The organism is Streptomyces sp. NPDC051563, from assembly GCF_044454225.1.
Classification (GTDB): domain Bacteria; phylum Actinomycetota; class Actinomycetes; order Streptomycetales; family Streptomycetaceae; genus Streptomyces.
Genome location: NZ_JBITDL010000006.1, coordinates 100,365 through 124,611 on the forward strand (window position 1 = coordinate 100,365; position 24,247 = coordinate 124,611).

The 24,247-nt window shown below is 73.0% G+C and carries 22 protein-coding genes; 10 read left to right on the forward strand and 12 right to left on the reverse strand.

Going from position 1 to position 24,247, the window contains the following annotated elements; all coding sequences use genetic code 11:
- Nucleotide 1: 1 nt before the first annotated feature.
- Together ACIA8F_RS09825 and ACIA8F_RS09830 are read right to left on the reverse strand one after the other, a co-directional pair.
- Nucleotides 2-1,063: an ABC transporter permease gene (locus ACIA8F_RS09825; protein ID WP_399377758.1), complete on the reverse strand. Its 1,062-nt coding sequence runs from the start codon at nucleotides 1,061-1,063 to the stop codon at nucleotides 2-4.
- Nucleotides 1,060-2,079 carry a sugar ABC transporter substrate-binding protein gene (locus ACIA8F_RS09830; RefSeq protein WP_399377759.1) on the reverse strand — a complete coding sequence of 340 codons (1,020 nt, stop codon included), beginning with the start codon at nucleotides 2,077-2,079 and terminating at the stop codon, nucleotides 1,060-1,062. Before ACIA8F_RS09830 ends, ACIA8F_RS09825 begins: the two co-directional genes overlap by 4 nt.
- A 206-nt stretch (nucleotides 2,080-2,285) precedes the next feature.
- On the opposite strand from ACIA8F_RS09830, the gene ACIA8F_RS09835 reads away from it, so the two are divergent.
- Entirely contained in the window at nucleotides 2,286-3,290 is a 1,005-nt protein-coding gene (locus ACIA8F_RS09835) for a Gfo/Idh/MocA family oxidoreductase (protein ID WP_399377760.1), read from the forward strand.
- Nucleotides 3,291-3,322: 32 nt separating this feature from the next.
- On the opposite strand, the gene ACIA8F_RS09840 is transcribed toward ACIA8F_RS09835, so the two are convergent.
- From ACIA8F_RS09840 to ACIA8F_RS09850, 3 genes are all read right to left on the reverse strand, one after another.
- Complete coding sequence (locus ACIA8F_RS09840) at nucleotides 3,323-4,507, reverse strand: cytochrome P450 (protein ID WP_399377761.1); 1,185 nt, start codon at nucleotides 4,505-4,507, stop codon at nucleotides 3,323-3,325.
- Between the two features lie 54 nt (nucleotides 4,508-4,561).
- Nucleotides 4,562-5,476, reverse strand: a complete 915-nt coding sequence (locus ACIA8F_RS09845; RefSeq protein WP_399377762.1) for a DMT family transporter — start codon at nucleotides 5,474-5,476, stop codon at nucleotides 4,562-4,564.
- A gap of 151 nt (nucleotides 5,477-5,627) precedes the next feature.
- Nucleotides 5,628-6,056 carry a universal stress protein gene (locus ACIA8F_RS09850; RefSeq protein ID WP_399377763.1) on the reverse strand — a complete coding sequence of 143 codons (429 nt, stop codon included), beginning with the start codon at nucleotides 6,054-6,056 and terminating at the stop codon, nucleotides 5,628-5,630.
- A 144-nt stretch (nucleotides 6,057-6,200) separates the two neighbouring features.
- Between ACIA8F_RS09850 and ACIA8F_RS09855 the strand changes: the two genes are divergently transcribed.
- Nucleotides 6,201-6,956: a GNAT family N-acetyltransferase gene (locus tag ACIA8F_RS09855; RefSeq protein ID WP_399377764.1), complete on the forward strand. Its 756-nt coding sequence runs from the start codon at nucleotides 6,201-6,203 to the stop codon at nucleotides 6,954-6,956.
- 172 nt (nucleotides 6,957-7,128) lie between these two features.
- On the forward strand, nucleotides 7,129-7,863 hold the full coding sequence (locus ACIA8F_RS09860; protein ID WP_399377765.1) for a 3-oxoacyl-ACP reductase family protein: 735 nt from the start codon (nucleotides 7,129-7,131) through the stop codon (nucleotides 7,861-7,863).
- Nucleotides 7,864-7,997: 134 nt separating this feature from the next.
- Here ACIA8F_RS09860 and alc read toward each other — a convergent pair whose 3' ends face one another.
- Together alc and allB are read right to left on the reverse strand one after the other, a co-directional pair.
- The gene (alc, locus tag ACIA8F_RS09865; protein WP_399377766.1) at nucleotides 7,998-9,116 is read right to left on the reverse strand and encodes an allantoicase; all 1,119 of its coding nucleotides are present in this window, start codon (nucleotides 9,114-9,116) and stop codon (nucleotides 7,998-8,000) included.
- Between the two features lie 2 nt (nucleotides 9,117-9,118).
- A complete protein-coding gene (allB, locus tag ACIA8F_RS09870; protein WP_399377867.1) occupies nucleotides 9,119-10,453 on the reverse strand; it encodes an allantoinase AllB in 1,335 nt (444 codons plus the stop codon).
- Nucleotides 10,454-10,790: 337 nt separating this feature from the next.
- Here allB and ACIA8F_RS09875 point away from each other — a divergent pair, with 337 nt between their 5' ends.
- Nucleotides 10,791-11,594 carry an IclR family transcriptional regulator gene (locus ACIA8F_RS09875; protein WP_399377767.1) on the forward strand — a complete coding sequence of 268 codons (804 nt, stop codon included), beginning with the start codon at nucleotides 10,791-10,793 and terminating at the stop codon, nucleotides 11,592-11,594.
- Between the two features lie 195 nt (nucleotides 11,595-11,789).
- Here the strand turns inward: ACIA8F_RS09875 and ACIA8F_RS09880 are convergent, their stop codons facing one another.
- Together ACIA8F_RS09880 and ACIA8F_RS09885 are read right to left on the reverse strand one after the other, a co-directional pair.
- Nucleotides 11,790-12,482, reverse strand: coding sequence for an ABC transporter ATP-binding protein (locus tag ACIA8F_RS09880; RefSeq protein WP_399377768.1), 693 nt, complete (start codon nucleotides 12,480-12,482; stop codon nucleotides 11,790-11,792).
- Nucleotides 12,479-13,570: an ABC transporter permease gene (locus ACIA8F_RS09885; protein ID WP_399377769.1), complete on the reverse strand. Its 1,092-nt coding sequence runs from the start codon at nucleotides 13,568-13,570 to the stop codon at nucleotides 12,479-12,481. Before ACIA8F_RS09885 ends, ACIA8F_RS09880 begins: the two co-directional genes overlap by 4 nt.
- A 134-nt stretch (nucleotides 13,571-13,704) precedes the next feature.
- On the opposite strand from ACIA8F_RS09885, the gene ACIA8F_RS09890 reads away from it, so the two are divergent.
- Both ACIA8F_RS09890 and ACIA8F_RS09895 read left to right on the forward strand, forming a co-directional pair.
- The gene (locus ACIA8F_RS09890; protein ID WP_399377770.1) at nucleotides 13,705-14,916 is read left to right on the forward strand and encodes a sensor histidine kinase; all 1,212 of its coding nucleotides are present in this window, start codon (nucleotides 13,705-13,707) and stop codon (nucleotides 14,914-14,916) included.
- On the forward strand, nucleotides 14,913-15,548 hold the full coding sequence (locus tag ACIA8F_RS09895) for a response regulator transcription factor (protein WP_254381158.1): 636 nt from the start codon (nucleotides 14,913-14,915) through the stop codon (nucleotides 15,546-15,548). The genes ACIA8F_RS09890 and ACIA8F_RS09895 overlap by 4 nt, the downstream gene beginning before the upstream one ends.
- Nucleotides 15,549-15,771: 223 nt before the next feature.
- On the opposite strand, the gene ACIA8F_RS09900 is transcribed toward ACIA8F_RS09895, so the two are convergent.
- On the reverse strand, nucleotides 15,772-17,259 hold the full coding sequence (locus ACIA8F_RS09900; RefSeq protein ID WP_399377771.1) for a PLP-dependent aminotransferase family protein: 1,488 nt from the start codon (nucleotides 17,257-17,259) through the stop codon (nucleotides 15,772-15,774).
- An 89-nt stretch (nucleotides 17,260-17,348) separates the two neighbouring features.
- Between ACIA8F_RS09900 and ACIA8F_RS09905 the strand changes: the two genes are divergently transcribed.
- The 4 genes from ACIA8F_RS09905 (at nucleotide 17,349) to ACIA8F_RS09920 (ending at nucleotide 21,489) form a co-directional block, all read left to right on the forward strand.
- Nucleotides 17,349-17,564, forward strand: a complete 216-nt coding sequence (locus tag ACIA8F_RS09905) for a hypothetical protein (RefSeq protein WP_399377772.1) — start codon at nucleotides 17,349-17,351, stop codon at nucleotides 17,562-17,564.
- Entirely contained in the window at nucleotides 17,486-18,142 is a 657-nt protein-coding gene (locus tag ACIA8F_RS09910) for an NTP transferase domain-containing protein (protein WP_399377773.1), read from the forward strand. Before ACIA8F_RS09905 ends, ACIA8F_RS09910 begins: the two co-directional genes overlap by 79 nt.
- A gap of 263 nt (nucleotides 18,143-18,405) precedes the next feature.
- A complete protein-coding gene (gene aceB / locus ACIA8F_RS09915; RefSeq protein WP_399377774.1) occupies nucleotides 18,406-20,022 on the forward strand; it encodes a malate synthase A in 1,617 nt (538 codons plus the stop codon).
- A gap of 288 nt (nucleotides 20,023-20,310) precedes the next feature.
- Entirely contained in the window at nucleotides 20,311-21,489 is a 1,179-nt protein-coding gene (locus ACIA8F_RS09920) for a hypothetical protein (RefSeq protein WP_399377868.1), read from the forward strand.
- Between the two features lie 85 nt (nucleotides 21,490-21,574).
- Here ACIA8F_RS09920 and ACIA8F_RS09925 read toward each other — a convergent pair whose 3' ends face one another.
- Nucleotides 21,575-21,967 carry a VOC family protein gene (locus ACIA8F_RS09925; protein ID WP_399377775.1) on the reverse strand — a complete coding sequence of 131 codons (393 nt, stop codon included), beginning with the start codon at nucleotides 21,965-21,967 and terminating at the stop codon, nucleotides 21,575-21,577.
- 119 nt (nucleotides 21,968-22,086) lie between these two features.
- On the reverse strand, nucleotides 22,087-24,138 hold the full coding sequence (locus tag ACIA8F_RS09930; protein WP_399377776.1) for an ATP-binding protein: 2,052 nt from the start codon (nucleotides 24,136-24,138) through the stop codon (nucleotides 22,087-22,089).
- Nucleotides 24,139-24,247 lie beyond the last annotated feature (109 nt).

Below are 24,247 nucleotides of genomic sequence, written 5' to 3' on the forward strand. Positions count from 1 at the left end.
GTCACTTCGCCTCCGCCCGCTTGCGGACCCATGCGTTGAGCAGCGTGGCCAGCAGCAGCATCGCGCCGAGGAAGAACTTGAACCAGTCCGGGTTCCACTGGGCGTACACGATGCCGTTGCTGGTCATGCCGAAGATGAAGGCGCCCACGGCGGAGCCGATGGCCGAGCCGTAGCCGCCGGTCATCAGACAGCCGCCGATGACGGCCGCGATGATGTAGAGGAACTCGTTGCCGACGCCCTCGCCCGACTGGACCACGTCGAACGAGAAGAGGATGTGCTGCCCGGAGATCCAGGCGCACAGCGCGACGCCCATGTACAGGCCGATACGGGTCTTCACGACCGGTACGCCGGTCGCCCGGGCGGCGTCCGCACCGCCGCCGACGGCGAAGATCCAGTTCCCGGCGCGGGTGCGCAGCAGGATCCAGGTGGCCACGGCGACCAGGACCAGCCACCACAGGATGGTGACCTTGAGGGTGACCGAGCCGAAGGTCCACTGCGAGGCGAAGAGCGCGCGGGCGGAGGAGAAGCCCTCCATGTCGGCGATGGTCTTGGTGGAGACCGAGCCGCTGATCAGCTTGGTGAAGCCGAGGTTCAGGCCGGTCAGCATCAGGAACGTGCCGAGCGTGATGATGAAGCTGGGGAGTTTCGTGCGGGTCAGCATGAACCCGTTGAAGAACCCGATCCCCAGGGTGACCAGCAGCGATACGAGGACGCCCACCCAGACGTTGGCGGTCATCTGGTAGCTGAACATCGAACTGAGCAGCGCCGAGGAGGTGACCATGACCCCGGCGGACAGGTCGAACTCGCCGCCGATCATGAGCAGGGCCACCGGGACGGCCATGATGCCGATGGTGGAGGCCGAGTACAGGATCGTGCTCAGGCTGGAGGCCCGCAGGAAGCTGTCCGCGGCGAAGGAGAAGAAGACGAAGACGGCGGCCGCGCCGACCACCGCGCCGAGCTCGGGGCGGCCGAGCAGGCGGCGCAGCAGCGAGGTGGGGGCGAGCCGCTCGTCGCGCGGGACGGGGGCGGGGGCCGGAGCGGGGGCCTTGGTGGTGGTGCTCATCGGCTGCCCCGGTTGATGAACTTCTCCAGGGTGGCCGCCTCGGCCCCGGTGACGATCTGCGGCCCGGTGAGCACCGGCTTGCCGCCGCCGAGGACGTCGGCGTTGTAGCGGTAGAGCCAGAGCAGGTCCACGGCCTCGTAGCCCTGGAGGTAGGGCTGCTGGTCGACGGCGAATCCGAGGGCGCCGGACTTCAGGTCGCGGGCCACGGAGGCGTTCAGGTCGAAGGTGTCGACCTCGGCCTTGCTGCCGGCCGCCTCCTTGGCCTTGACGGCCGTCGGGGCGAAGGGCGCGCCGAGGGTGACGATCGCGTCGACGGAGGGGTCTGCCTGGAGCTTGGCCTGCAGGGCCGCCTGGACGGACGGCATGTTGGTGCCCTCGACGTACAGGTTCTCCATCGTCCCGCCGGATTCGGCGAAGGTCTTCTTCGCTCCGGCGCAGCGCTGCTCGTGGCCCACGTTGCCCTGCTCGTGCAGGACACAGACGGCCTTCTTGCGGCCGCGCTTGCCCAGCTCGGTGCCGACCGCCTCGCCGGCGATGACCTCGTCCTGGCCGATGTGGGTGAGCGCTCCGTAGGCGGCGGACTCGGCGGATCCGGAGTTGACCGTGATCACCGGGATGCCGGCCTTGACGGCCTTGGCGAGGACGTCCTTGAGGGCCTCGGGCTTGGCCAGGGAGACGATCAGCCCGTCGACCTTCTGGTCGATGGCGTTCTGGACGAACTGGGCCTGCTGCTGTGCCTGGTCGTCGTGGGCGTAGACGAAGTTGATGTTGTCCTTCGCCGCGGCCTCCTTGGCCCCCTTCTGCACGATGTCCCAGAAGGTGTCCCCGTCTCCCGCGTGGGTGACCATCGCGAAGGTCCAGCGCGGAGTGGAAACGGCGGGCCGGCCCGCCGCCTCGGCCTTCGCGCGGTCCTCGGCGCGCTTGCCGCCCGTACTGCTGCAGCCCACGAGGGAGGCGCCCAGTACCGCCGCGAGCACCGCGCCCACGAGGCGTACCCCTGTCCGAACCCTAGCCACGTCTGCCCGTGCCTTTCGCTTGTCGGGCCGTTCCGCGAGCGCTGTCCCGCCGCGGTACCCGGTCGTCAAAACGGTCATATGTTTCAAGCCGCAGCCGCCCAGTATCCGTCACAGTGCACCATGCAAGGTCATCGGGGCCATTGCGGACCGTGTCGGACACAGCGGGACAGATTGACAGCTCCCCCGGACGGGGCCACGTTGAGTGCATGCGCATCGGGCTCATCGGAACGGGCCGGATCGGTTCCTTCCACGCGGCGGCACTGGCCCGGCAGGCGGACGCGGGCTCGCTCCTGCTCGCGGACGCCGACCCCGCGCGGGCGGTGCGGCTCGCGGACCGGCTCGGGGCCACCGCCGCGCCCACCGTCGAGCAGATCTTCACCTGGGGCGTGGACGCCTTGGTGGTGTCCTGCGCCACCGAGGGGCACGCCGACCTCGTCGTACGGGCGGTCCGCGGCGGGCTGCCGGTGTTCTGCGAGAAGCCGGTCGCCCCGGACCTGGACCGCACCCTGGCGGTGCTGCGCGAGGTGGCGGCGGCCGGCGGGGTGCTCCAGCTCGGGTTCATGCGCCGCTTCGACGCGGGCTACGCGACGGCGCGCGACCTGGTCCGCTCCGGGGCCCTGGGCCGGCTGCACACCGTACGGACCACGACCGCGGACCCCGCTCCGCCGGCCGCCGAGTACCTGCGGACCTCGGGCGGGCTGTTCCGGGACTGCCTGGTGCACGACTTCGACATGGTCCGCTGGGTGACGGGCCGCGAGGTGCGCGAGGTGTACGCCGCCGGGTCGGACGCGGGGCCGGCGCAGTTCCGGGAGGCGGGCGACATCGACACGGCCGCGGCCGTCCTCACCCTGGACGACGGGACGCTGGTCTCCAGTACCGGTACGCGGTGCAACGGCGCCGGGTACGACGTCCGGATGGAGCTGGCCGGGGAGCTGGACCAGGTCTCCACCGGGCTGGACGACCGCACGCCGATCGCCTCGACCGAACCGCAGGGCCCGCCCCCGGCGACCAAACCGTGGCCGGGGTTCCTGGAACGCTTCGCCCCCGCCTACGAGGCCGAGCTGGCGGCCTTCGTCCGGCTGGTGCGGGGCGAGGGCCCCAATCCCTGCGACGGCGTCGAGGCGCTCGCCGCGTTCCGGGTGGCGGAGGCCTGCGAGCTCTCGCGGCGGGAGCGGCGCCGGGTGGCCCTGGAGGAGCTCCCGGACCTCTGAGGCCCGTAAACCGTCAGTCCGGCGCATCCCCGCTACCAGCACACCGGGTGCCGGGTCGTCCCCCGGACCAGGGTCCCGGGCGTCCAGGTGAGGACGGCCGGCTCCGCGCGGAGGTCCGGGAAGCGCTCCAGCAGGGACCGGATCGCGATCCGGCCCTCCAGCCTGCCGAGCGGGGCGGCGACGCAGTGGTGGATGCCGTGCCCGAAGGCGATGTGCCCGCCGCGGGCGGTGCGGCGGATGTCGAACGCGTCCGGGCGGTCGAAGCGGGCCGGGTCGCGGTCCGCCGCGGCGAGGCAGACGAGGACGGCGGAGCCCGCCTCGATGAAGGTGTCGCCGATCTCCAGGTCCGTGCCGGCGAAACGGAAGGTGGCCGTCTCCACCGGGCCGTCGTAGCGCAGGATCTCCTCGACGGCGCCGTCGATCAGGCCGCCGGGGTCGGCGCGCAGCGCGGCGAGCTGCTCGGGGTGGGTGAGCAGCGCCCGCATCCCGTTGGAGATCAGGTGCACGGTGGTCTCGTGCCCGCCGACCATCATCAGGACGGCCATGGCGACCAGCTCCTGCCGGGAGAGCCGGTCTCCCCCGTCGCCCCGGCTCGTCACCCAGTCGCTGAGCAGGTCCTCGCCGGGACGGGCGATCTTGGCGTCGACGAGCTCGGCCGTGTAGGAGGTCATGGCGCGCACGGCCGCGTTCTCGGACTCGACCCCGGTGGGCGAGACCATCTCGGTGATCCAGCCGCGGAAGGCGCCGCGGTCGGCCTCCGGGACCCCGAGGAGCTCGCAGATCACGGTCATGGGCAGCGGCTGGGCGAAGGCCTCGATCAGGTCGGCGCGGCACTCGGGAAGGGCCTCCATCCCGTCGAGCAGTCCGTCGACGATCTCCTGGATGCGCGGGCGCAGTCCCTCGATCCGGCCGGGGGCGAAGGAACGGGAGACCAGCCGGCGCAGCCGGGTGTGGTCGGGCGGGTCGGCGCGCATCATGTTGGCGCTGGCCTCGGTCCGCTCCCGGTCCGTGTAGAGCCCGGAGGACAGCCAGTTCTTGGACACCGCGGGGTGGGTGAGGGCCTGGCGGGCCTCCTGGTGGCCGACGATCAGCCAGACCTCCTGGCCGTCCGCCGCCTTCACCCGGTGGACGGGCCCTTCCGCACGCATGCGGGCGTAGTGGGGGTACGGGTTCTCGTTGAAGTCTGCGGCGATCGTACTGAGGTCCAGAACCGGCATGTGGTCACCCTAGACCGGGAGTTGAACTGCCCGGAGCGGCTTTCGGCCATTCGTTCAGCCAGCCGCGCGCCGCCCCCAGGCGGTACCCGCGAGCACCAGCGCGACCCCCGCGAAACCGGCCGCGCCGAGCCGCTCGCCGCCGAGGGCGATGCCCGCCGCGGCCGCCCAGAGGGGTTCGGTGCCGAGCAGCAGGCTGACGCGGGACGGCGAGGTGCGGCGGACGGCCCACATCTGGACGAAGAAGGCGAACAGGGTGCAGAAGACGGACAGGAAGGCGAGTCCGGCCCACTCGGCGGCGCCGAAGCCGGCGGCGGCCGCCCAGGGGCTCGCGCCGGTGCCGGGCAGCAGGGCCAGTACGGCGAACACGGTGACGGCGGTCCCGAGCTGGACGGTCGTCAGGGAGAGCGAGTCGGCCTCCTGCACGGCCTTGATCCGGGACATGAGCAGGACGTGCGCGGTCCGCGCGAGCGCGGCGCCGAGGATGAGGAGGTCCCCGGAGCTCGGGGTGGTGAAGCCCGCCCCCTGGGTGAGCAGCACGACCCCGCACACGGAGACGGCCGCGGCGCCGAGGAAGGCCGGCGAGGGGGCCGTGCGCCGGACGGCCGACTCGGCGAGCGGGGTGAAGATCATGGTCAGGCTGATGATGAGCCCGGCGTTGGTGGCGGAGGTGTGGACGACCCCGTAGGTCTCCAGCAGGAAGATTCCGCCGAGTACGAGTCCCAGCACTCCGGCGCCGCGCAGCTGGGCGGGGGTGAGCGCGCGCAGCTTTCGCCGGCCGGCGACGGCCAGGACGGGCAGGACCAGCGCGAAGCGCAGGACGAGCACCGCGATGACGGTGTGCGTGGTGGTGACGCCCTTGGCGGCGAGGTAGCTGCCGCCCCAGACGACGGCGACGAGCAGCACCGGCAGATCGGCGAGCCAGGCCCGGCGGGGTGCGGCGACGGGAGCGGGGGCGGCGAGGGTGGACACCGGTTCTCCAACGGCAGAAGGCAGGTGGAGACTTCGGCGGCTCGCACGGGGGGCCCGCCCACGCTACCCGAGCATGATCGGCCGGTCGAGCGTTTTACCGGGCCGACGGCCGGGCCGGTCGACGGCCTGGCCGGTCGACGGCCTGGCCCGGTCAGGAAACGGCGCCGCGGACGACGGTGACGGGGCAGGGGGCGTGCTGGGTGACGTGGAGCGATACGGAGCCCAGGAGGGTGGCGACGAGTCCGGTGTGGCCGCGGTCCCCGACGACGAGGAGGTCGGCGCCCTCGGCCCGTTCCAGGAGGACGCGGGCGGGGCCGCCGTTGATGACGCTGCGGGTCAGGGTCTTGGCCGCTTCGGCGTCGAGCGACTTGTCGATGGCCTCGTCCTGGATCTGCCGCGCCAGCTCTTCGGGGTTGACATCGGGGGTGATGCCGCCGGGTACCGTGGCGGCCCAGGTTTCGTACTCCCAGCTGGTGACGGTCTCCAGTGCGGCGCCGGAGAGTTCGGCCTGGCGCTGGGCCCAGGCCAGTGCCTTCAACGAGGGCGTGGACCCGTCGACGCCCACCACGATCCTGCCCATGCGCCTGCCTCCGTTGCCCGTGTCCACGTGTCCACGTGTCCGCTTCGTTGGCGACTATAGGTAATTGATGCGGAATTTCTCGGTAGGGGCGGGGCCACTCGTCCGCGCGGGACCGCGTCGGACATTCGTGGTGATATGGGATCCATGAGCACTCCCAGCGGCGCAGGAGCAAGGCCCCCTCGCCTCAACGCGTACGACCAGCCCATCGGCGAGCCCGTGCCCGGTTGGTCCCCCCGGCCCCGGCCCGCCGCGGTCACGCTCGCGGGCGGGCGCTGCCAGCTGGAACCGCTGGACGCGGACCGGCATGCCGCCGAGCTCCATGCGGCCTACGTCGGCGGGGCCGACCAGCGGGACTGGACGTACATGTTCACGGGCCCGTTCGAGTCCGCGGAGGACTACCGCCGCTACGCCGAGGACGCGGCCGCCTGCGCGGACCCGCGGCACTACGCGGTCATCGACCTCTCCACCGGAACGGCGACCGGCACCCTCGCGCTGATGCGGCAGGACCCGGACCACGGGGTCGTCGAGGTCGGCAACGTGATGTTCTCCCCGGTGATGAAGCGCCGCCCGGTCTCGACCGAGGCCCAGTTCCTCGCCATGGAGTACGTCTTCGACGACCTCGGCTACCGTCGCTACGAGTGGAAGTGCGACAGCCTCAACGCGCCGTCGCGCAAGACGGCGGAGCGTCTGGGCTTCACCTTCGAGGGGATCTTCCGGCAGGCGGTCGTCTACAAGGGCCGCAACCGCGACACCGCCTGGTACTCCGTCACCGACACCGAATGGCCGGCGGTCAAGCAGGGCTTCGAGGCCTGGCTCGCCCCCGGGAACTTCGACGGCCAGGGGGTCCAGCGCCGCTCGCTGGCGGAACTGCGCACGGCCGCCGCCCCTGCCCGGCCGTGACGTACGGGCCCTGACCCGGGGTCAGAAGATCTCGTGGCTCCGGCGCCCGAACAGGAAGACCCGGCCCGGTCGGAGTCCGGCGCGCGCGAACGCGATGTCCGTTTCCTGCCAGCGCCGCTGCCCTCCCGGCGATTTCATTGAACTCGCAACCAACCAACGCGGGAGGAACACCATGAACGGCAACGCAGTGGCCCTGGTGACGGGTGGCAGCAGGGGAATCGGCGCGGCGACGGCGCTGCGGCTGGCGCAGGACGGGGCGGATGTGGCGATCACCTACGTCAGCGACGCGGCCGCGGCGGCCGAAGTGGTCGGCAAGATCGAGGCGCTCGGCCGGCGCGGCCTGGCCCTGCGCGTCGACTCGGGGGACGCCGAGGGGGCCGGCCGCGCGGTGGACGAGGCCGTACGGACGCTGGGCCGGCTGGACGTCCTGGTGAACAACGCCGGGGCCGGAGTGCTCGGCCCGCTGGAGGGGCTCACCCTCGCGGACGTGGACCGGGTCCTCTCGGTCAACGTCCGGGGCACGTTCCTGGCCTCCCAGGCGGCGGCCGGCCGACTGGACCGGGGCGGACGGATCATCACCATCGGCAGCTGCATGACCCAGCGGGTGCCGGGCCCGGGCGGCACCCTGTACGCGATGAGCAAGGCGGCGCTGACCGGCCTGACCAAGGCCCTTTCGCGGGAGCTCGGCGAGCGCGGGATCACCGCGAACCTGGTCCACCCGGGCCCGGTGGACACCGACATGAACCCGGCGGACGGCCCCTACGCCGCGTCGCAGTCGGCCATGACGGCCCTGGGCCGCTTCGCCACCCCTGAGGAGGTGGCCGCCATGGTGTCCTTCCTCGCGGGCCCGGACTCCGCGTACGTCACGGGCGCCGAGTTCTCGGTGGACGGCGGCCACGCGGCGTAGCCCGCCGGGCCCCGCGCACGGGCGGGCGCCGTCAGGACAGCCGGCAGGGGCGCACCGTCGAAACGGTGCGCCCCTGCGGGGTGTTCGCGCATGCCCCGGGGGTGTCGGCCCCCGGGGCGGTCACGAGGGTGGCGTCAGCCGCCCAGCTCCTGGTGACGGGCGGTGTGCGCGGCGGTGCCGGCCTCCGTCAGCGCGCCGAACAGGCGCAGGCGGGAGAAGCCGCCGTCCGGGAAGATGTCGATGCGCACGTGCGTGCCGACCGCCGGGGCGTCGAGCACGAAGCGGTGGTTGGTGTCGGGCTGCAGGCGGGTGCGCGGCAGGAACTCCGTCCACTCGCCCTCCTCGCCGGTCTTGATCGACAGGGAGGCCCAGCCGGCCGAGTTGCCCTTGAGGTACGCGGTGTCGATCTCGACGGCGCGGATCTCGGACTCGGCGACGAGCTGGTAGCGGATCCAGTCGTTGCCGTTGTCGCGGCGGCGGGCGGTCTCCCAGCCGTCGTCCATCTTGCGGGAGCGGCCCGGGTTGATGGTGTTGGTCGGCGGGGAGTAGAAGCGGTTGGAGGCGTCCTGGACGGAGCCGCCGTTCTCCAGGGCCACCACGTCGAAGGAGCCGAGCGCCGCGAGCCACTTGGGGTCGGGCACGACCTCGCCGTAGACGCGCAGGCGGGCGATGCCGCCGTCGGGGTGCTGGTTGACGCGCAGGTGCGTGAAGCGCTGCTCGGCGTCGATCTCGAAGCCGTTGGCCGCGTGGCCGCCGACGGGGGTGCGGGCGACGATGGTCGTCCACTTGATGTCGTCGCCCTGGAGCTCCGCCGGGGTCGGCGCGAGGGCGCCTTCCCAGTTGGTGGCCTCCACGGAGACGGCCTGCGGCATGTTGCCGCGGAAGTGGGCGGTGTCGACGACGATGCCGCGGATGACACCGGGGGCGCCCAGGCGCACGAGCGCCCAGTCGTGGTCCTCGGGCGTCGGCCAGGGCTGGGTGGCGGAGATGCCGCGGCGGCGGCGGGTCTCCCAGCCGTCCATGACCTTGCCCTTGTGGCCGAAGTCCTCGGGGTCGAAGTGCGCGGCCTCGGAGATCAGCAGGTTCTCGCGCTGGGCGAAGAACTCGTCGTTGGCCTCGATGACACCGGCGCCGAGCTCACGGGCGGCGAGGTTCGCGTACTGGGTGAACGGGAAGTCCGCGCTGCGGTAGTCCGCGTACGGGTCGCCGCCTCCGTACGGGTTCGCGTTGCCGGTGAAGGATTCAATCGCCACTGTCAGTTCTGCCTTTCAAGGAGTCGGCCGGTGGGCTCGGACGGGGTGCCGTGGTCGGCGATCTGCGCTCCGCGGAGCCAGGTGGACTTCACGACGCCGTGCAGGGTCTTGCCCGCGTACGCCGTGACCTGGTTGCGGTGGTGCAGGTGGGCCGGGTCCACAGTGAACGTTTCTTCAGGGGCCAGGACGGCGAAGTCGGCGTCGCAGCCGGCCTCGATCGCGCCCTTGCTCGCCAGACCGGCGAGGGCGGCCGGTGCGGCGGACATCCAGCGGACGACGTCCTCGAGGGTGCGGCCGCGCTTCTTCGCCTCGGTCCAGATGGCCGGAAGGCCGAGCTGGAGGGAGGAGATGCCGCCCCACGCGGTGGCGAAGTCGCCGGTCTTGAGGTCCGCGGTGGACGGAGAGTGGTCGGAGACGATGCAGTCGATCGTGCCGTCGGCGAGCGCGTCCCACAGGACGTCCTGGTTCGCGGACTCGCGGATCGGCGGGCAGCACTTGAACTCGGTGGCGCCGTCCGGGACTTCCTCGGCCGTGAGGGTGAGGAAGTGCGGGCAGGACTCGACCGTGATCCGTACGCCCTCGGCCTTGGCCGCGGCGATCAGCGGCAGCGCGGAGGCGGAGGACAGGTGCAGGACGTGAACGCGCGCGTTCAGCCGCTTCGCCTGGTCGATCAGGTTCTGGATCGCGGTGTTCTCGGCGTCCTGGGGACGCGAGGCCAGGAAGTCCGCGTACTTGGGGCCCGGGTTCTGCGGCGCGGACTCCAGGTGGTGCGGGTCCTCGGCGTGCACGATCAGCAGGCCGCCGAAGCCGGTGATCTCGGCCAGCGAGGCGGCGAGCTGCTCCTGGTCGAGCAGGGGGAACTCGTCGACGCCGGAGGGCGACAGGAAGCACTTGAAGCCGAAGACGCCGGCGTCGTGCAGCGGGCGCAGGTCCTTGACGTTGTCCGGCAGCGCACCGCCCCAGAAGCCCACGTCCACGTGCGCCTTGGCCCGGGCGACGTCCTGCTTGACCACCAGGTTGGCGGTCGTGGTGGTCGGCGGCAGGGAGTTGAGCGGCATGTCGAGGATGGTGGTGATGCCACCGGCCGCGGCGGCGCGGGTGGCCGTCCAGAAGCCTTCCCACTCCGTGCGACCGGGGTCGTTCACGTGGACGTGGGTGTCGACCAGGCCGGGGAGGAGCACGTCGTCGCCGAAGTCCTCCAGCCGGGCACCGGCCGGTACGTCGGCCTCGTACGGCAGCACGGCCGCGATCTTCCCGCCGGCGACGGCCACCGAAGCGGCACGCGTCCCCTCGGGGGTGATGACGCGCGTCGAGCGCAGTACCAGTTCCACAGCCAGGTCGGACACCGGAACCTCCCCATCTACTTCCACAGAGCGAAATTCAACGTTCTGTTGACGGAGTCTTCCCGTCGATCCGGAACCAGTCAAGAGCGCCCGGACGGACCACTGACGACCACGTACCGCAATTGGATGTTTCCACAGGATGGAATTAAGATTTCGCTATGCAGAATGTAGCTACCACCACCAGGAACCGGACGGGCAACTTCCCGAGGGCGTCCGCCACCCGGACAAACCGCCTCTGACCGGCGGGGACGGCATCGCCCCGGCTCTAGGGCCGACGCAGACCGACCGGTAGGCTGCTTGCTTGCCTGCCAGCACCGAAAGGACCGCGCCCGTGCCGACGTCCAGCGCCAGCACCACCGACGCCTCCAGCAAGCCCACCGCCGCCAGCGGTGGCGTCCAGTCCCTCGAGCGCGCCTTCGATCTGCTCGAACGCATGGCCGACGCGGGGGGCGAAGTCGGCCTCAGCGAGCTCTCCGCCGCCAGCGGTCTGCCGCTGCCCACCATCCATCGCCTCATGCGCACCCTCGTGGCGTGCGGCTATGTCCGGCAGCAGCCCAACCGACGGTACTCCCTCGGACCCCGGCTGATCCGCCTCGGCGAGTCCGCGTCGCGGCTGCTGGGCACCTGGGCCCGCCCCTACCTGGCGCGCCTGGTGGAGGAGACCGGCGAGACCGCGAACATGGCCCTGCTCGACGGGGACGAGATCGTCTACGTCGCCCAGGTGCCGTCCAAGCACTCGATGCGCATGTTCACCGAGGTCGGCCGCCGGGTGCTGCCGCACTCCACCGGCGTGGGCAAGGCGCTGCTCGCCTACACCCCCGCGGACGAGGTCAGGGCGCTCCTCTCGCGCACCGGGATGCCCGCCGCGACCGAGAAGACCATCACCACCCCCGAGGGCTTCCTGGACGCCCTGGAGGTCGTCCGGCGGGTCGGCTACGCCGTCGACGACAACGAGCAGGAAATAGGAGTCCGCTGCCTGGCGGTCTCCGTGCCGAACTCGCCGACCGCCGCCGCGATCTCCATCTCCGGCCCGGCCGGCCGGGTGACCGAGGCCGTGGCCGAGTCCTTCGTGCCGATCCTCCAGGGCGTCGCGGCCGAGCTGTCGGTGGCCCTGCAGAGCCAGAACCCGGCGTAGGCCCTGGCCTGGCGGTAGACGCGGAAGGAGCCCGGCGCCCACTCCCATGGGGGCGCCGGGCTCTCGCGTACTCCCCGGGGCGGGGTCCGGCGGCCGGGTCCGCCCGGGGCCGCAGCGAAAACCCCTCCGGCGGCCGGGCCGCCGGAGGGGAAACGGGGAAACGGGGAAACGGGGAAACGCGGCAGACCGCGCGGTTCAGGCCGCGGGGACGGACCGCGCGCTCCGCGTCAGACGGCCATCGGTCATCGTCGCCGTGGCATCCATCCGCTCCAGGTGCGCGTGGTCGTGGGTGACCAGCACGGTGGCGGTGGCGCGCTCCCGGGTGAGGGTGACCAGCAGGTCCAGGATCGCGGAGCCGCGCTCGTGGTCGAGGGCGCTGGTGGGCTCGTCGACCAGCAGGACGGCGGGCTCGTTCATCAGGGCGCGGGCGATGTTGATCCGCTGGCGCTGCCCTCCGGAGAGCTGGTGCGGCCGCTTGTCGGCCTTGTCGGCCAGCCCCACGGCGTCCAGCAGCTCCAGGGCCCGCCGGCGCAGGGCCCGCGCGGGCCGGCCGGAGAGGTGGGCCATCACCTGGAGCTGTTCGGCGGCGGTGAGCGAGGCCAGCAGGTTCGGCTGCTGGAAGACGATGCCGATCTTCTCGCGGCGCAGCGCCGACTTCTCGCCCGGGCCGAGCGCCGAGGTGTCCTGCCCGGCGACGACCACCCGGCCCGCGTCGGGCGTCACGAGGGTGGCGGCGACCGCCAGCAGGCTGGACTTGCCGGAACCGGACGGGCCGACCACGGCCGTCAGGGTGCCGGCGGGCACCTCCAGGCCGACCGCGTCCAGTGCCGTCAGCCGGCCGTCGCCGTCCGGGTAGGTGAGCGTGACGTCGTGTACGAGCAGGGTCATCGGGCGCTCCCGAGAGCGGTCAGGGGGTCTACGGCGGTGATCCGCCGGATGGACAGGGCGGCGCCCAGCGCGCCGAGCGCGATCATGACGGCGGCCGGGACCAGCACGGTGGCGGCGTCGAGCACGAAGGGCACGTCACCGCCGCTGATCAGTGCTCCGAAGCCGGCCGCGAGCGCGGTGCCCGCGCCGGTGCCGAGGGCCAGCATCACCACGGCCTGCCCGAGGGCGTCCTTGAGCAGGTACGGGGTGGAGGCGCCCAGGGCCTTCAGCACGGCGATGTCCCCGCTGCGCTGGATGGTCCACACGGTGAAGAAGGCTCCTATGACGAGGGCCGAGATGGCGAAGAGGAACCCGCGCATCAGCTGGAGCGAGCCGTTCTCCGAGGTGTACGAGCCGATCGCGCTCAGGGCCTCGTCGACGGTCTGCGCCCTGGTGCCGGTGGCCTCGTCGCCGGCCGCCCAGTCGGTCCCGTCCTCGCCGTCCAGGGCCACGACGGTGGCGAGGGTGTCGATGGAGGTGCCGGGGTTCCCGACGCGCTGCCAGTCGTTGAGGTCCATCCAGACGACCGGGGTGTGGCTGTAGGAGGCGGTGCCGGAGACGCCGGCCACGGTCATCTCGACCTGGCCGATCCTGATCCTGGCTCCGGCGGTCAGCCCGCCGAGCTCCTCGGCCGCCTTCTGCGTCAGGACCACCCCGCCCTGGGCGAGGCCGCTCCCCCGGGGTGCGAGGGAGCCCGCCGGATCCACGCCGAAGACGGACACGGCCGCCGTGCGCTCACCCGAGACGACGTTGGTGGTGCGGATGCCCAGCGGCTGCGCCGAGGTCACCCCGGGCCGCTCCCGCCAGGCCAGCCAGGCCTTCTCGGGCACCTGGGAGTTGGTGAAGGAGACCTTCTGGTCCCCGGCGGGCGCGGCGAACGCGAGGCGGGTGGTGGCGGGCAGGCCGGTGATGGCCGAGATGTTCTCCCGGGCCAGGCCTGCGGTGAGCCCGGACAACAGGCCGACCAGCAGCGTGATCAGCAGTACGACCGAGCCCATCAGGGCGAAGCGGCCCTTGGCGAACCGGAGATCTCTCCATGCGACGAACATGTTCCCCACCTTGGTGTTCCGCGTGGACACAAGGCATCGCGCCACAGGAGAGATCCTCGTATCGAAGGGCGCACCAAGACATCAATCCTTTGGTTGACCGGGGCCCCCGGACCCGGACTTACGCTGGTCAGGCCATGACTGCTGCCCTCCCGCCCCCGTCGCCGACGCCCGCCGGCGTCCGCACCCTCACCCCGGTCTCCCGGATCCTGCGGCTGTGCCTGCACGCGCTGCTCTTCGGCCTGCTCGCCCTCGCCGCCGGCCGGGCCGTCGCCGACTCCGCGCCGGACGCCGGCTGGGTGGTCGCGGCCTGCGCGCTGCTGGCCGCCGTGTACCTCGCGGGCGTACGGACCCCCGCGGTGCACCGCTCGGCGCGGGCCGGGGCGGTGTGGCTGGCCGGAGTGTGCGCGGCCTGGGCCGCGCTGCTGGTGGTCTCCCCCGACGGGCTGTGGATCGCCTTCCCGCTGTACTTCCTGGAGCTGCACCTGCTGCGGCTGCGCTGGGGCGTGGCCGCCGTCGCGGCGACGGCCGCGGCGGCGATCGGCGGGTTCCTGGCGCACAGCAGCGCGGTGACCCCGGGCGCCTTCCTCGGGCCGCTGCTGGGCGGCGCCGTGGCGGTGGCGACCGTACTGGGCTACCAGGCGCTGTACCGGGAGAGCGAGCGGCGCCGCGAACTGATCGAGGAGCTCATCACCACCCGGGCGGAGCTGGCCGCGGCCGAGCGGAGCGCCGGGATCCTCGCGGAGCGGGAGCGGCTCGCCCGGGAGATCCACGACACCCTGGCGCAGGGCCTGTCCTCCATCCAGCTCCTCCTGCGGGCCGCGGAGCGCAGCCTGCCCGAGGGTTCGGCCGCCCTTGCGCACATCGGCCGGGCCCGGGAGGCCGCCCAGGAGAACCTCGCCGAGGCGCGTCGGTTCGTACGGGCCCTCACGCCTCCGGACCTGGAGCACGGGTCGCTGCCGGCCGCGCTGGAGCGATTGTGCTCGGGGGCTCCGGGCCCCCGGGTCCGCTTCTCCCTCAGCGGCACCGCGCGGCCCCTCCCGACCCCCTACGAGGTGGCGCTGCTGCGGATCGCGCAGTCGGCGCTGGCCAATGTGGTGCGGCACGCGGAGGCCGGGCGCGCCGAGATCACCCTGACCTTCATGGACTCCTCCGTGACCCTGGACATCGTCGACGACGGCCAGGGCTTCGACCCCACGTCCGCGCCCTCCGGCGACGGCGGCTTCGGGCTGCCCGCGATGCGCTCGCGCGCCGAGACCCTCAGCGGCCTGTTCACGGTGGAATCCGCCCCCGGCCAGGGCACCGCCGTGGCCGTCACCCTTCCCCTGCCCGCGGAGGCCCTGTCATGACCATCCGGCTGCTCCTCGCCGACGACCACCCGGTGGTCCGGGCCGGGCTGCGCGCGGTGCTCGACACGGAGCCGGACTTCGAGGTGGTGGCGGAGGCCGCCACGGCGGAGCGGGCCGTGGAGCTGGCCGGCTCCGCCGGGGTCGACGTGGTCCTGATGGACCTCCAGTTCGGCCCCGGCGGCGGCATGCACGGCTCGGCGGCCACGGCCCTGATCACGGCCGGTTCCCCGTCGCCCCGGGTGCTGGTCCTGACCACCTACGACACGGACGCGGACATCCTGGCGGCGGTGGAGGCCGGCGCCTCGGGCTACCTCCTCAAGGACGCCCCGCCGGAGGAACTGGCCGCGGCGGTCCGCACCGCGGCGGCCGGCCAGTCCGCGCTGGCCCCGGCGGTGGCCCTGCGCCTGATGGACCGCATGCGCACCCCCGCCGAAGCCCTGACCAAGCGCGAACTGGAGGTCCTCCAGCTGGTCGCGGACGGCCTGTCGAACCAGCAGATCTCCAAGCAGCTCTTCCTGAGCCAGGCCACGGTCAAGTCCCACCTGGTCCACATCTACGCCAAACTCGGCGTCGACTCCCGCACCTCGGCCGTAGCCGCGGCCGCCACCCGCCGCCTGATCCGAACGCCGTGACCGCGCCGTGCGCGGCAGAGGCCCGGGGTCTGGTCTTTCCAGCCGTCCGGCGTTTGAGGACCGGGGTCTGGGGCGGAGCCCCAGGAGGGGTCCGGGCGCAGCCCGGGGAACGGTGGAAGGGCGGGTAGGGGACGGCCCCGCAGGGCAACCGGCCGCCCCGACGGGTCGGGGGACACCCGCCGGGTCGGGCCGACCCACCCGCACGCCCCCAGCCGGAGCGCAGCTACGCCACCCAGTACGGCCGCTCCACCGCCGAAGGCAACGGCACGCCCCCGTGAAACGCCTCCGCCAGCCTCCGCACCCCCTCGTCCAGCTGCTCCGCCCCCAGCGTGTACGGAATCCGCAGCCGGTGCTCGAAGGTCCCGGGGTCCACCCCGAACCGCGCGCCCCGCCCGATGTTGACCCCGGCCGCCGCCGCCCGGTCCGCCAGCGCGGAGCTGACCGGCTCCCCCAGGTCCACCCAGAGCGAGAGTCCGCCGGGCGGCACCTGCCAGGACCACTCCGGGGTGTACCGCTCCAGCGAGGCGATCAGCGCCGCCCGCTGCCCCCGGACCTGGTCCAGCCGCGCGGGCAGCGTCCGCTCCAGCCCCGCCAGCAGCGGGAGGGCGACCAGCTGGTCCAGGACGGAGCCGGTCATGTCGGCCGCCACCCGTACCGCCGTCAGCTCCGTGATCATCTTCGCGGTGGCCCGGATCCACCCGACCCGCAGCCCGCCCCAGTGGGTCTTGCTCAGGGAGCCGATGGTCACCACGTGATCGGCCCCGCCCTTCGGGGCGAGCGAGGCCAGCGGGGCGGGCGCGGGCACGTCGAGCGCGATGTCGGCGATGGTCTCGTCGACCACCAGCCAGGTCCCGGTCCGCCGGGTCGCCGCGAGCAGCCGCAGCCGCTGCTCTTGCGGCATCAGCGCACCCGTCGGGTTGTGGAAGTCGGGGATCACGTAGGCGAGCCTCGGGACGGTCTGGCGCAGCGCGGACTCGGCGATCTCCAGGTCCCAGCCCGCGTCGGAGACGGCGATCGAGCCGGTGCGCAGCCGCGCGTGGCGCAGCGCGTCGAGGGCGTTGACGTAGGTCGGGTTCTCGGTCATCACCCGGTCGCCGGGCCCGCACAGCAGGCTCACCACCAGCGCGAACGCCTGCTGCGCCCCCGCGGTGACGAGGATCTGCCCGGGGCGGGTCGCCAGTCCCCGCCGGGTGAACCGCTCCGCGATGGCGCTCCGCAGGTCGGGCAGCCCGAAGGGGTGGTAGCCGGGGCTGCGGGCGAAGGCCGGGAGCCTGGGCGCGGCCCAGGTCACGGCCTCGGTGAGGCTGTCCTCGGGGGCTCCCATGGCGGCGATGGCGAGGTCGATGCCGGGGTCGCCGTCGGCGTGGTAGCCGCCGGCCCCGACGATGGCGTGCGCGCCGACCGGGCGGTGGCCTTCGGGGAGCTCGGTCCAGGTGCCGGAACCGCGGCGGCTGCGGACGTAGCCGCTCTCGCGCAGGAGGTCGTAGGCGCCGGTGACGGTGGCCCGGCTGGCGCCGACCGCCTCGGCGAGCTCGCGTTCGGCGGGCAGGCGCACGTGCAGGGCGATCCGGCCGTCGAGGATCAGCGTGCGGACGGCGTCGGCCAGGGCCCGGTAGCCGGGGCGGGCCCGTACCTCCGCCGGGAGGAGGGCCGCGAGCTGGCGGCTGCCGATCGTTCTGTCCGCCGTCTGGACCACTCGCCCGTTTGCCATGCCAACCTCCCCTGATTGGCTCTGCCTGCCAGGCCAATCCGGGTCCAGACTCGCCGTATTGGTCGCCGATTGGCAAGGAAGATGACGCGATGTCGCAGAGACTGACCGACCGTGACGAACGGGCCCTGCTCGCCGCCGCCGAGAACCGGATCGCCGAACCCCTGCGGGTGGGGGCCGCGCTGGCCGCCGTACGACGCCTCCTGCGGCGCGAGCGAGAATCGGTGACATGTCACGCCACAGCAGCACACCCGACCAGCACCACCACGAGCTCGCGGCGCCGGCCGGCCCCTCCGCTCCCCCGGTGATCGCCGGTCTCCTCCTGGCGGCCGGCGGCGGCCGGCGCCTGGGCGGCCACCCGAAGGCCCTGCTGACCTACCGGGGCCGCCCGCTGGTGGAGAACGCCGTACGGGTCCTGCGCGAGGCGGGCTGCGGCCCGCTGCACGTGGTGCTCGGCGCCTCCGCGGCCGAGGTGCGCGAGCGCGCCGACCTGAGCGGCTGCGTGGTGACGGACAACCCGGACTGGGCCGAGGGCATGGGCTCCTCCCTGCGGATCGGCCTCGTCTCGCTGGCCGGTACGGGCGCCGGCGCGGCCCTGGTCTCCCTGGTGGACCAGCCGGGCATCGGCCCGGAGGCGGTGGCCCGGGTGCGGGCCGCCTACCGCTCCCCCGCGAGCCTGGTGGCGGCGGCGTACGACGGCGAGCGCGGGCATCCGGTGCTCTTCGGCGCGGACCGCTGGCCGGACATCGTGGCGACGGCCACGGGGGACAAGGGCGCGCGGGTGCACCTCTCGGCGCACGCGGACGAGCTCACGCTGGTCGAATGCGGTGACATCGCGGAGGCCTTCGACATCGACACCCCTCCCGACCTGGCACGACTGTCCTGAGCAGGCTGTGATCGCGATGGCACTGAGGGCCACCGGGAACCGGGCGGAAACCGGAATCTGTCGACTCAGAGAATCTCGACATCAACAAACCATTGAACTTCCACCATGAGGAAATTACTATCCACTGGTCAGAAGCGCCCTGAACCCCCAGACGGCGCCCGCGACCGTATCCCGGAACTCTCCACACCCGACGGCACTGCGTGCCGTCTCGCGCGAGCATTCCCCCGCGGCCGCCAGGCACCGCCGCTGAAGGAGTGACAGATATGTCCGCACCAGCGCCGTCGCTGGCCATCGTCGACGCCGAGCCCCTGCCCCGGCAGGACGAGGTCCTCACCGACGCGGCTCTCGCCTTCGTCGCGGAGCTCCACCGGCGGTTCGCCCCCCGCCGCGCCGAGCTCCTCGCCCGCCGCTCCGTGCGACGCGCCGAGATCGCCCGCACCTCCACGCTCGACTTCCTCCCGGACACCGCACAGGTCCGCGAGGGCGACTGGAAGGTGGCGCCGGCCCCGGCCGCGCTGAACGACCGCCGTGTGGAGATCACCGGTCCGACGGACCGCAAGATGACCATCAACGCCCTGAACTCGGGCGCCAAGGTCTGGCTCGCCGACTTCGAGGACGCCTCGGCTCCCACCTGGGAGAACGTGGTCCTCGGCCAGCTCAACCTGATCGACGCCTACGAGCGCCGCATCGACTTCACCGACGCCCGCACGGGCAAGGCGTACGCCCTCAAGCCCGCCGGGGAGCTCGCCACCGTCGTGATGCGCCCCCGCGGCTGGCACCTGGAGGAGCGCCACCTGAGCTTCGAGGGCGGTCCGGCCTCCGGCTCCCTCGTCGACTTCGGCCTGTACTTCTTCCACAACGCCAAGCGCCTCATCGAGCTCGGCAAGGGCCCGTACTTCTACCTGCCGAAGACCGAGTCCCACCTGGAGGCGCGCCTCTGGAACGAGATCTTCGTCTTCGCGCAGGACTACGTCGGCATCCCGCAGGGCACGGTCCGCGCGACCGTCCTGATCGAGACGATCACGGCCGCGTACGAGATGGACGAGATCCTCTTCGAGCTGCGCGACCACGCGGCGGGCCTGAACGCCGGCCGCTGGGACTACCTCTTCTCCATCGTCAAGAACTTCCGTGACGGCGGCGAGAAGTTCGTCCTGCCGGACCGCAACGCGGTGACGATGACCGCCCCCTTCATGCGGGCGTACACCGAACTGCTGGTCAAGACCTGCCACAAGCGCGGCGCGCACGCCATCGGCGGCATGGCGGCCTTCATCCCGTCCCGCAAGGACGCGGAGATCAACAAGGTCGCCTTCGAGAAGGTCAAGGCCGACAAGGACCGCGAGGCCGGCGACGGCTTCGACGGCTCCTGGGTCGCCCACCCCGACCTGGTCCCGATCGCGATGGCCTCCTTCGACGCCGTCCTGGGCGAGAAGCCCAACCAGAAGGACCGCCTCCGCGAGGACGTCCACGTCGCCGCCGGCGAACTCATCGCGATCGACTCCCTGGACGCGAAGCCCACGTACGACGGCCTGCGCAACGCCGTCCAGGTCGGCATCCGCTACATCGAGGCGTGGCTGCGCGGCCTCGGCGCCGTCGGCATCTTCGGCCTGATGGAGGACGCCGCCACCGCCGAGATCTCGCGCTCGCAGATCTGGCAGTGGATCAACGCCGGCGTGGTCTTCGAAAACGGCAAGCTCGCCACCGCCGACCTCGCCCGCGAGGTCGCGGCCGCCGAACTCGCCGCGATCCGCGCCGAGGTCGGCGAGGAGGCCTTCACCTCCGGCAAGTGGCAGCAGGCCCACGACCTCCTGCTCCAGGTCTCCCTCGACGCCGACTACGCGGACTTCCTCACCCTCCCCGCGTACGACCAGCTCATCGGCTGACACCCCGCCTTCGGCTGAATCGCACAGCAGCCGAAAACCCCGGCAGTACGACAGCGCCCCCGAAGCCTTCCGGCTCCGGGGGCGCTGTCGTGCGCCCGGCCGGACCGACGCCGAACGACCGGTCGGTTGTTACTTGTTCGTAACTTGCCTGTACCTAGCGGTAACAACGCGCGGGGTGGGACCTTTCCGATTGCCACCGGCCGGAGGTAACCCCCACTTACCCCGCCATGCGCCGGAGTTGTTCCCGGAATCCGCATGGCCGACCGCAGGAGTTCCGCAGTGATCGGAATGCGCAGCTACAGCATGGACCGGGCCCGTCGGGTGCGACGGCTGGCCGGGATCGGCACGGCGGTGGTGCTCGGTGCCGGGGCGCTGGTCGCCGGAGGGGCCGGGGCGGCGGTGGCCGGGCCCGGGAGCGGGCCCACCGCGGTGGTGTCCCTCGGCGACAGCTACATCTCCGGGGAGGCCGGGCGCTGGAAGGGCAACAGCCTGACCAACAGCGGGAACCGGACCGGCACCGACCGGGCCTGGGTGAGCGGCAGCAGCTACGACCCCGCCAAGGTCTACGGGGCCACCGCGGGCGGTTGTCACCGGTCGGACTCCGCCGAGGTGAAGAGCGCCGGACCCGTCGCCGATGTCGCCATCAACCTGGCCTGCTCCGGGGCGGTTTCGCAGAACGTGTTCCGCGCCTCCAACGGGGGCGTCGCCTTCAAGGGCGAGGCCCCGCAGGCCGATCAGCTCGCCGCCGTGGCCGCGAGCAACAACGTCAAGGTCATCGCGCTGTCCATCGGCGGCAACGACCTCGGCTTCGCCGACATCATCAAGGAGTGCGCGTACGACTTCGTGCTCTGGGGTTCCTACTGCTACGACGATCAGCAGGAGGGTGTGGACGCGAAGATCGACGGGGTGATGGCCGGCGTCGGGAAGTCCGTGGACGAGGTGCGGGCCGTCATGCGCGGCGCCGGGTACGCGGACTCCTCGTACCGGATCGTGCTGCAGTCCTATCCGTCACCGATCCCGCGCGGCGCGGAGAACCGGTACACCCAGAGCGACTGGAGCCGGCTCAACACCGGCGGGTGTCCCTTCTGGAACAGGGACTCCGACTGGGCGCGGGACTCGCTCGTGCCGCAGATCGCCGGGCGCCTGAAGGCGGTCGCCGCGGCCAAGGGCGCGCAGTTCCTGGACCTGAAGGACATGATGCAGGGGCGCGAGGTGTGCGCGAAGGCGAGCAAGCAGGTGACCACCGCGGCGCCGGCCTCGGCGAAGACGAGCGAGTGGGCGCGCTGGATCGACAGCAGCGAGACGCAGGGGCTGGTCCAGGAGTCCATGCACCCGAACTACTTCGGGCAGCTCGCGGCCGGCCGCTGCCTGGCCCTGGTCGTGGCGCAGCCGGCGGGCAGCGGGTTCGGCTGCAAGAACACCGCCGGGGCCGATCAGAGCGGGATGTACCTCACACCGACGCAGTAGTTCCGCACGAGGTCCGCGGCTACGGGGTGCCGTAGAAGTGTTCCGCCGCGGCAGGGGCCTTGCGGCCCTGCCGCGGCGGGGCGCCCTATGAGGCGGACTCGTCGAGGACGGACAGGATGTTGCCCGCTGGGTCCTTGAACCAGGCGATGGACGGCATGCCGCGCTCGGTGGAGCGGACGATGCCCCGGTCGTCGGCGTCGAAGCCCTCGTAGCGCTCCAGGCCGATGCCCCGGGCGGTGAGCTCGTCGACGGCCTTGTCGATGTCGTCCACGGTGAAATTGAGGATCGTGAAGGTCGCGGGCTCGTGGTCGTCCTTCGGGTAGACCAGTACCTGCGTGCCGCCCGGGAGGTGCAGCCGCAGGACCGGCATCGCCTCCTCCTCGGTGACCCGGAGCCCGAGCGTGCCGCCGTAGAACTCCTTGGCCCTCCCGAGGTCGTCGACCGAGAACCCGCTGTAGGCCTTGCTCTCCGCAAACATGACCGCTCCCTCGATGCGTCGCGCGCCCCTGCTTCCATGCTCCTCCTGCGGCCGGCGGCCGTCGACCGGGACATCGGGCGATCGTCCCGGCCCCGGGGCCCGCCCGCCTGCCCGCCCCGTCAGTCCGGCACGTGCGCCAGGTCCGGCAGCAGGTCGCGCAGCGGTGTGCGGGCGCCCGCCGCGTAGGCCGCGCGGAAGGCCTGCGCGGTGAGGTGGGCGCGGACGGTGTGCTGGACCCGGGGGGACGGGGCCGCCTGCGGGCGGGTCCGGGAGGCCGCGCCGAGGAGGCGGGCGGCTTCGGCGAAGCGGCCCCGGTCCGCTTCGAGTTCGGCGAGGAGTTCCGCCGAGAAGGCCTGCCCGAGGGAGTCGTCCAGCGCGCACTGGGTGCGCAGCGCGCCGAGCAGTTCGGTACGGGCCCGCCCCGGGCGGCCCTCGTGGCGCCGGACCAGGGCGTGGGCGCAGCTCGCCCAGGACCGGGCCCAGGGGTCGGCCGGCCCGCCGGGCGAGGCACCCGGGCCGCCCGGCACGCCGTCCTCGACCGGAACCGCGGCCGGGTCGGTACGGGCCAGCGCGAGGGTGTGCGCGGCGTGCAGGGCTTCGCGACCCGGACCGAACCCGGGCTCCGCGGGCAGGAGTTCGAGCCCCTCCCGGTATTCCGCCGCGGCGTCCTCGTACCGGTGCTCCCACAGCGCGATCGTGCCGCGCAGGTGCGCGAGGTACGCCAGGCAGGCGTCCTCCCCCTCGTGCACGGCCTCCGTCCAGGCCTCCACCAGCAGGGGGTCCGCGCCGTCCGGCTCCCCGGAGGCGGCGACCAGCCACGCCGCCAGCCACAGCGCCCGGGCGGGCCGGGGCGCCGGGTGCACGGCCAGGGCGCGCTCCACGTGCCTGCGCCCCTCGGCCGCCATTCCGCACGCGGACCACAGGAACCACAGGGACACCGCGATCTCCAGGGCCGCGCCCGGCCCGCCGGCGGCGAGCGGGTTCATCGCCGCGCGCAGCTCGGGGAGTTCCCGCAGCGCGAGGGCGCGCGCCTCGCACTGCGCACCGGCGCGCCACAGCCGCGCGGCCCGCTCCGCCACTCCCCGGCAGCGTTCGCGGTGGCGCCGCGCCGTCGTCGCGCCGTCCCCGGCGGGTCCGTGCGCCAGCCGCCGGGCCGCGTACGCCCGTACGGACAGCGGCAGCCGGTAGCGACCCGGCCCGGCGTCCGCGAGCAGGCCCGGGGCCAGCCGGAGCAGGGCCTCGACGGCGGTGTCCGCCGTGAGCGCCCCGAAGCCGCACACCTCGGCGACGGCCGCCTGGTCGAAGGAGCCCGCGAAGACGGAGAGCCGCTCCCAGAGCAGGCGTTCGGCGGGCGAGGCCAGCCGGAGCGAGCGTTCGGCGTCGCCCCGGGTGCTGCGGCCCGCGCCCCCGGCGAGGAAGCCCAGCGGGTCGGAGCCGAGCCTGCGCAGGGCCTGCGCGGGCGCGTACTGGTGGGAGCGCCCCGCCGCGAGCTCCAGTGCCCCGGGGATCCCGTCGAGCGCCCGGCACAGCGCGGCCACGGCGTCCGCGTTGCGGTCGGTCAGCTCGAAGAAGGGGTCCGCGCCGCGCGCCCGCTCCGCGAAGAGCCGTACGGCCGCATAGCCGGCGACGTCGGCCGCCGGGAACCGCCGGGCCGGACCGGGCGCCCCGTGCCCCGGCAGGACCGGCCGGGGCGGGGGCAACGGCTGTACGGAGGGTGCGGTCGGCACCGAGAGCGGCGGTACGGCGAGCACCGCCTCCCCCGCGATCCGCAGGCGGCGCTGCGAGGTGGCCAGAATCCGCAGCCCCGGCAGCCGCAGCAGCTCGGCCGCGAGCCCCGCAGCGGAATCCCCGAGCTGTTCGCAGCCGTCGAGCACGAGCAGCACGTCCCGCCCGGCGAGGCGGTGGGCCAGCTCCTCCCGGAGAGCGTCCCGGCACCGCTCGGGCAGGCCCGCGAGCTCGGCCCAGACGACCTCCGGGCCGTCCCCGTCGCCCAGGCTGCGGACGGTGCGCACCGCGAGCCGGGTCTTGCCGATGCCGGCCGGTCCGGTGAGCGTGACCAGGCGTTCCGTGGCGAGCAGGGCGGCGAGGGCGGCGAGCTCCAGCTCGCGCCCGATGAAGCTCGACAATTCGGCGGGCACCGCCTGCCGCACGCCCGCGCCGGCCTCCCCCACACGTCCTCCTGCACCGTCCGACTCGTGCGCACCGTCATGTGGTCAACAGGTGAACGCCCAAGGAGAGATGATCGGCTCATCATCCCGTCGTCCCGTCACCGACCGGGAG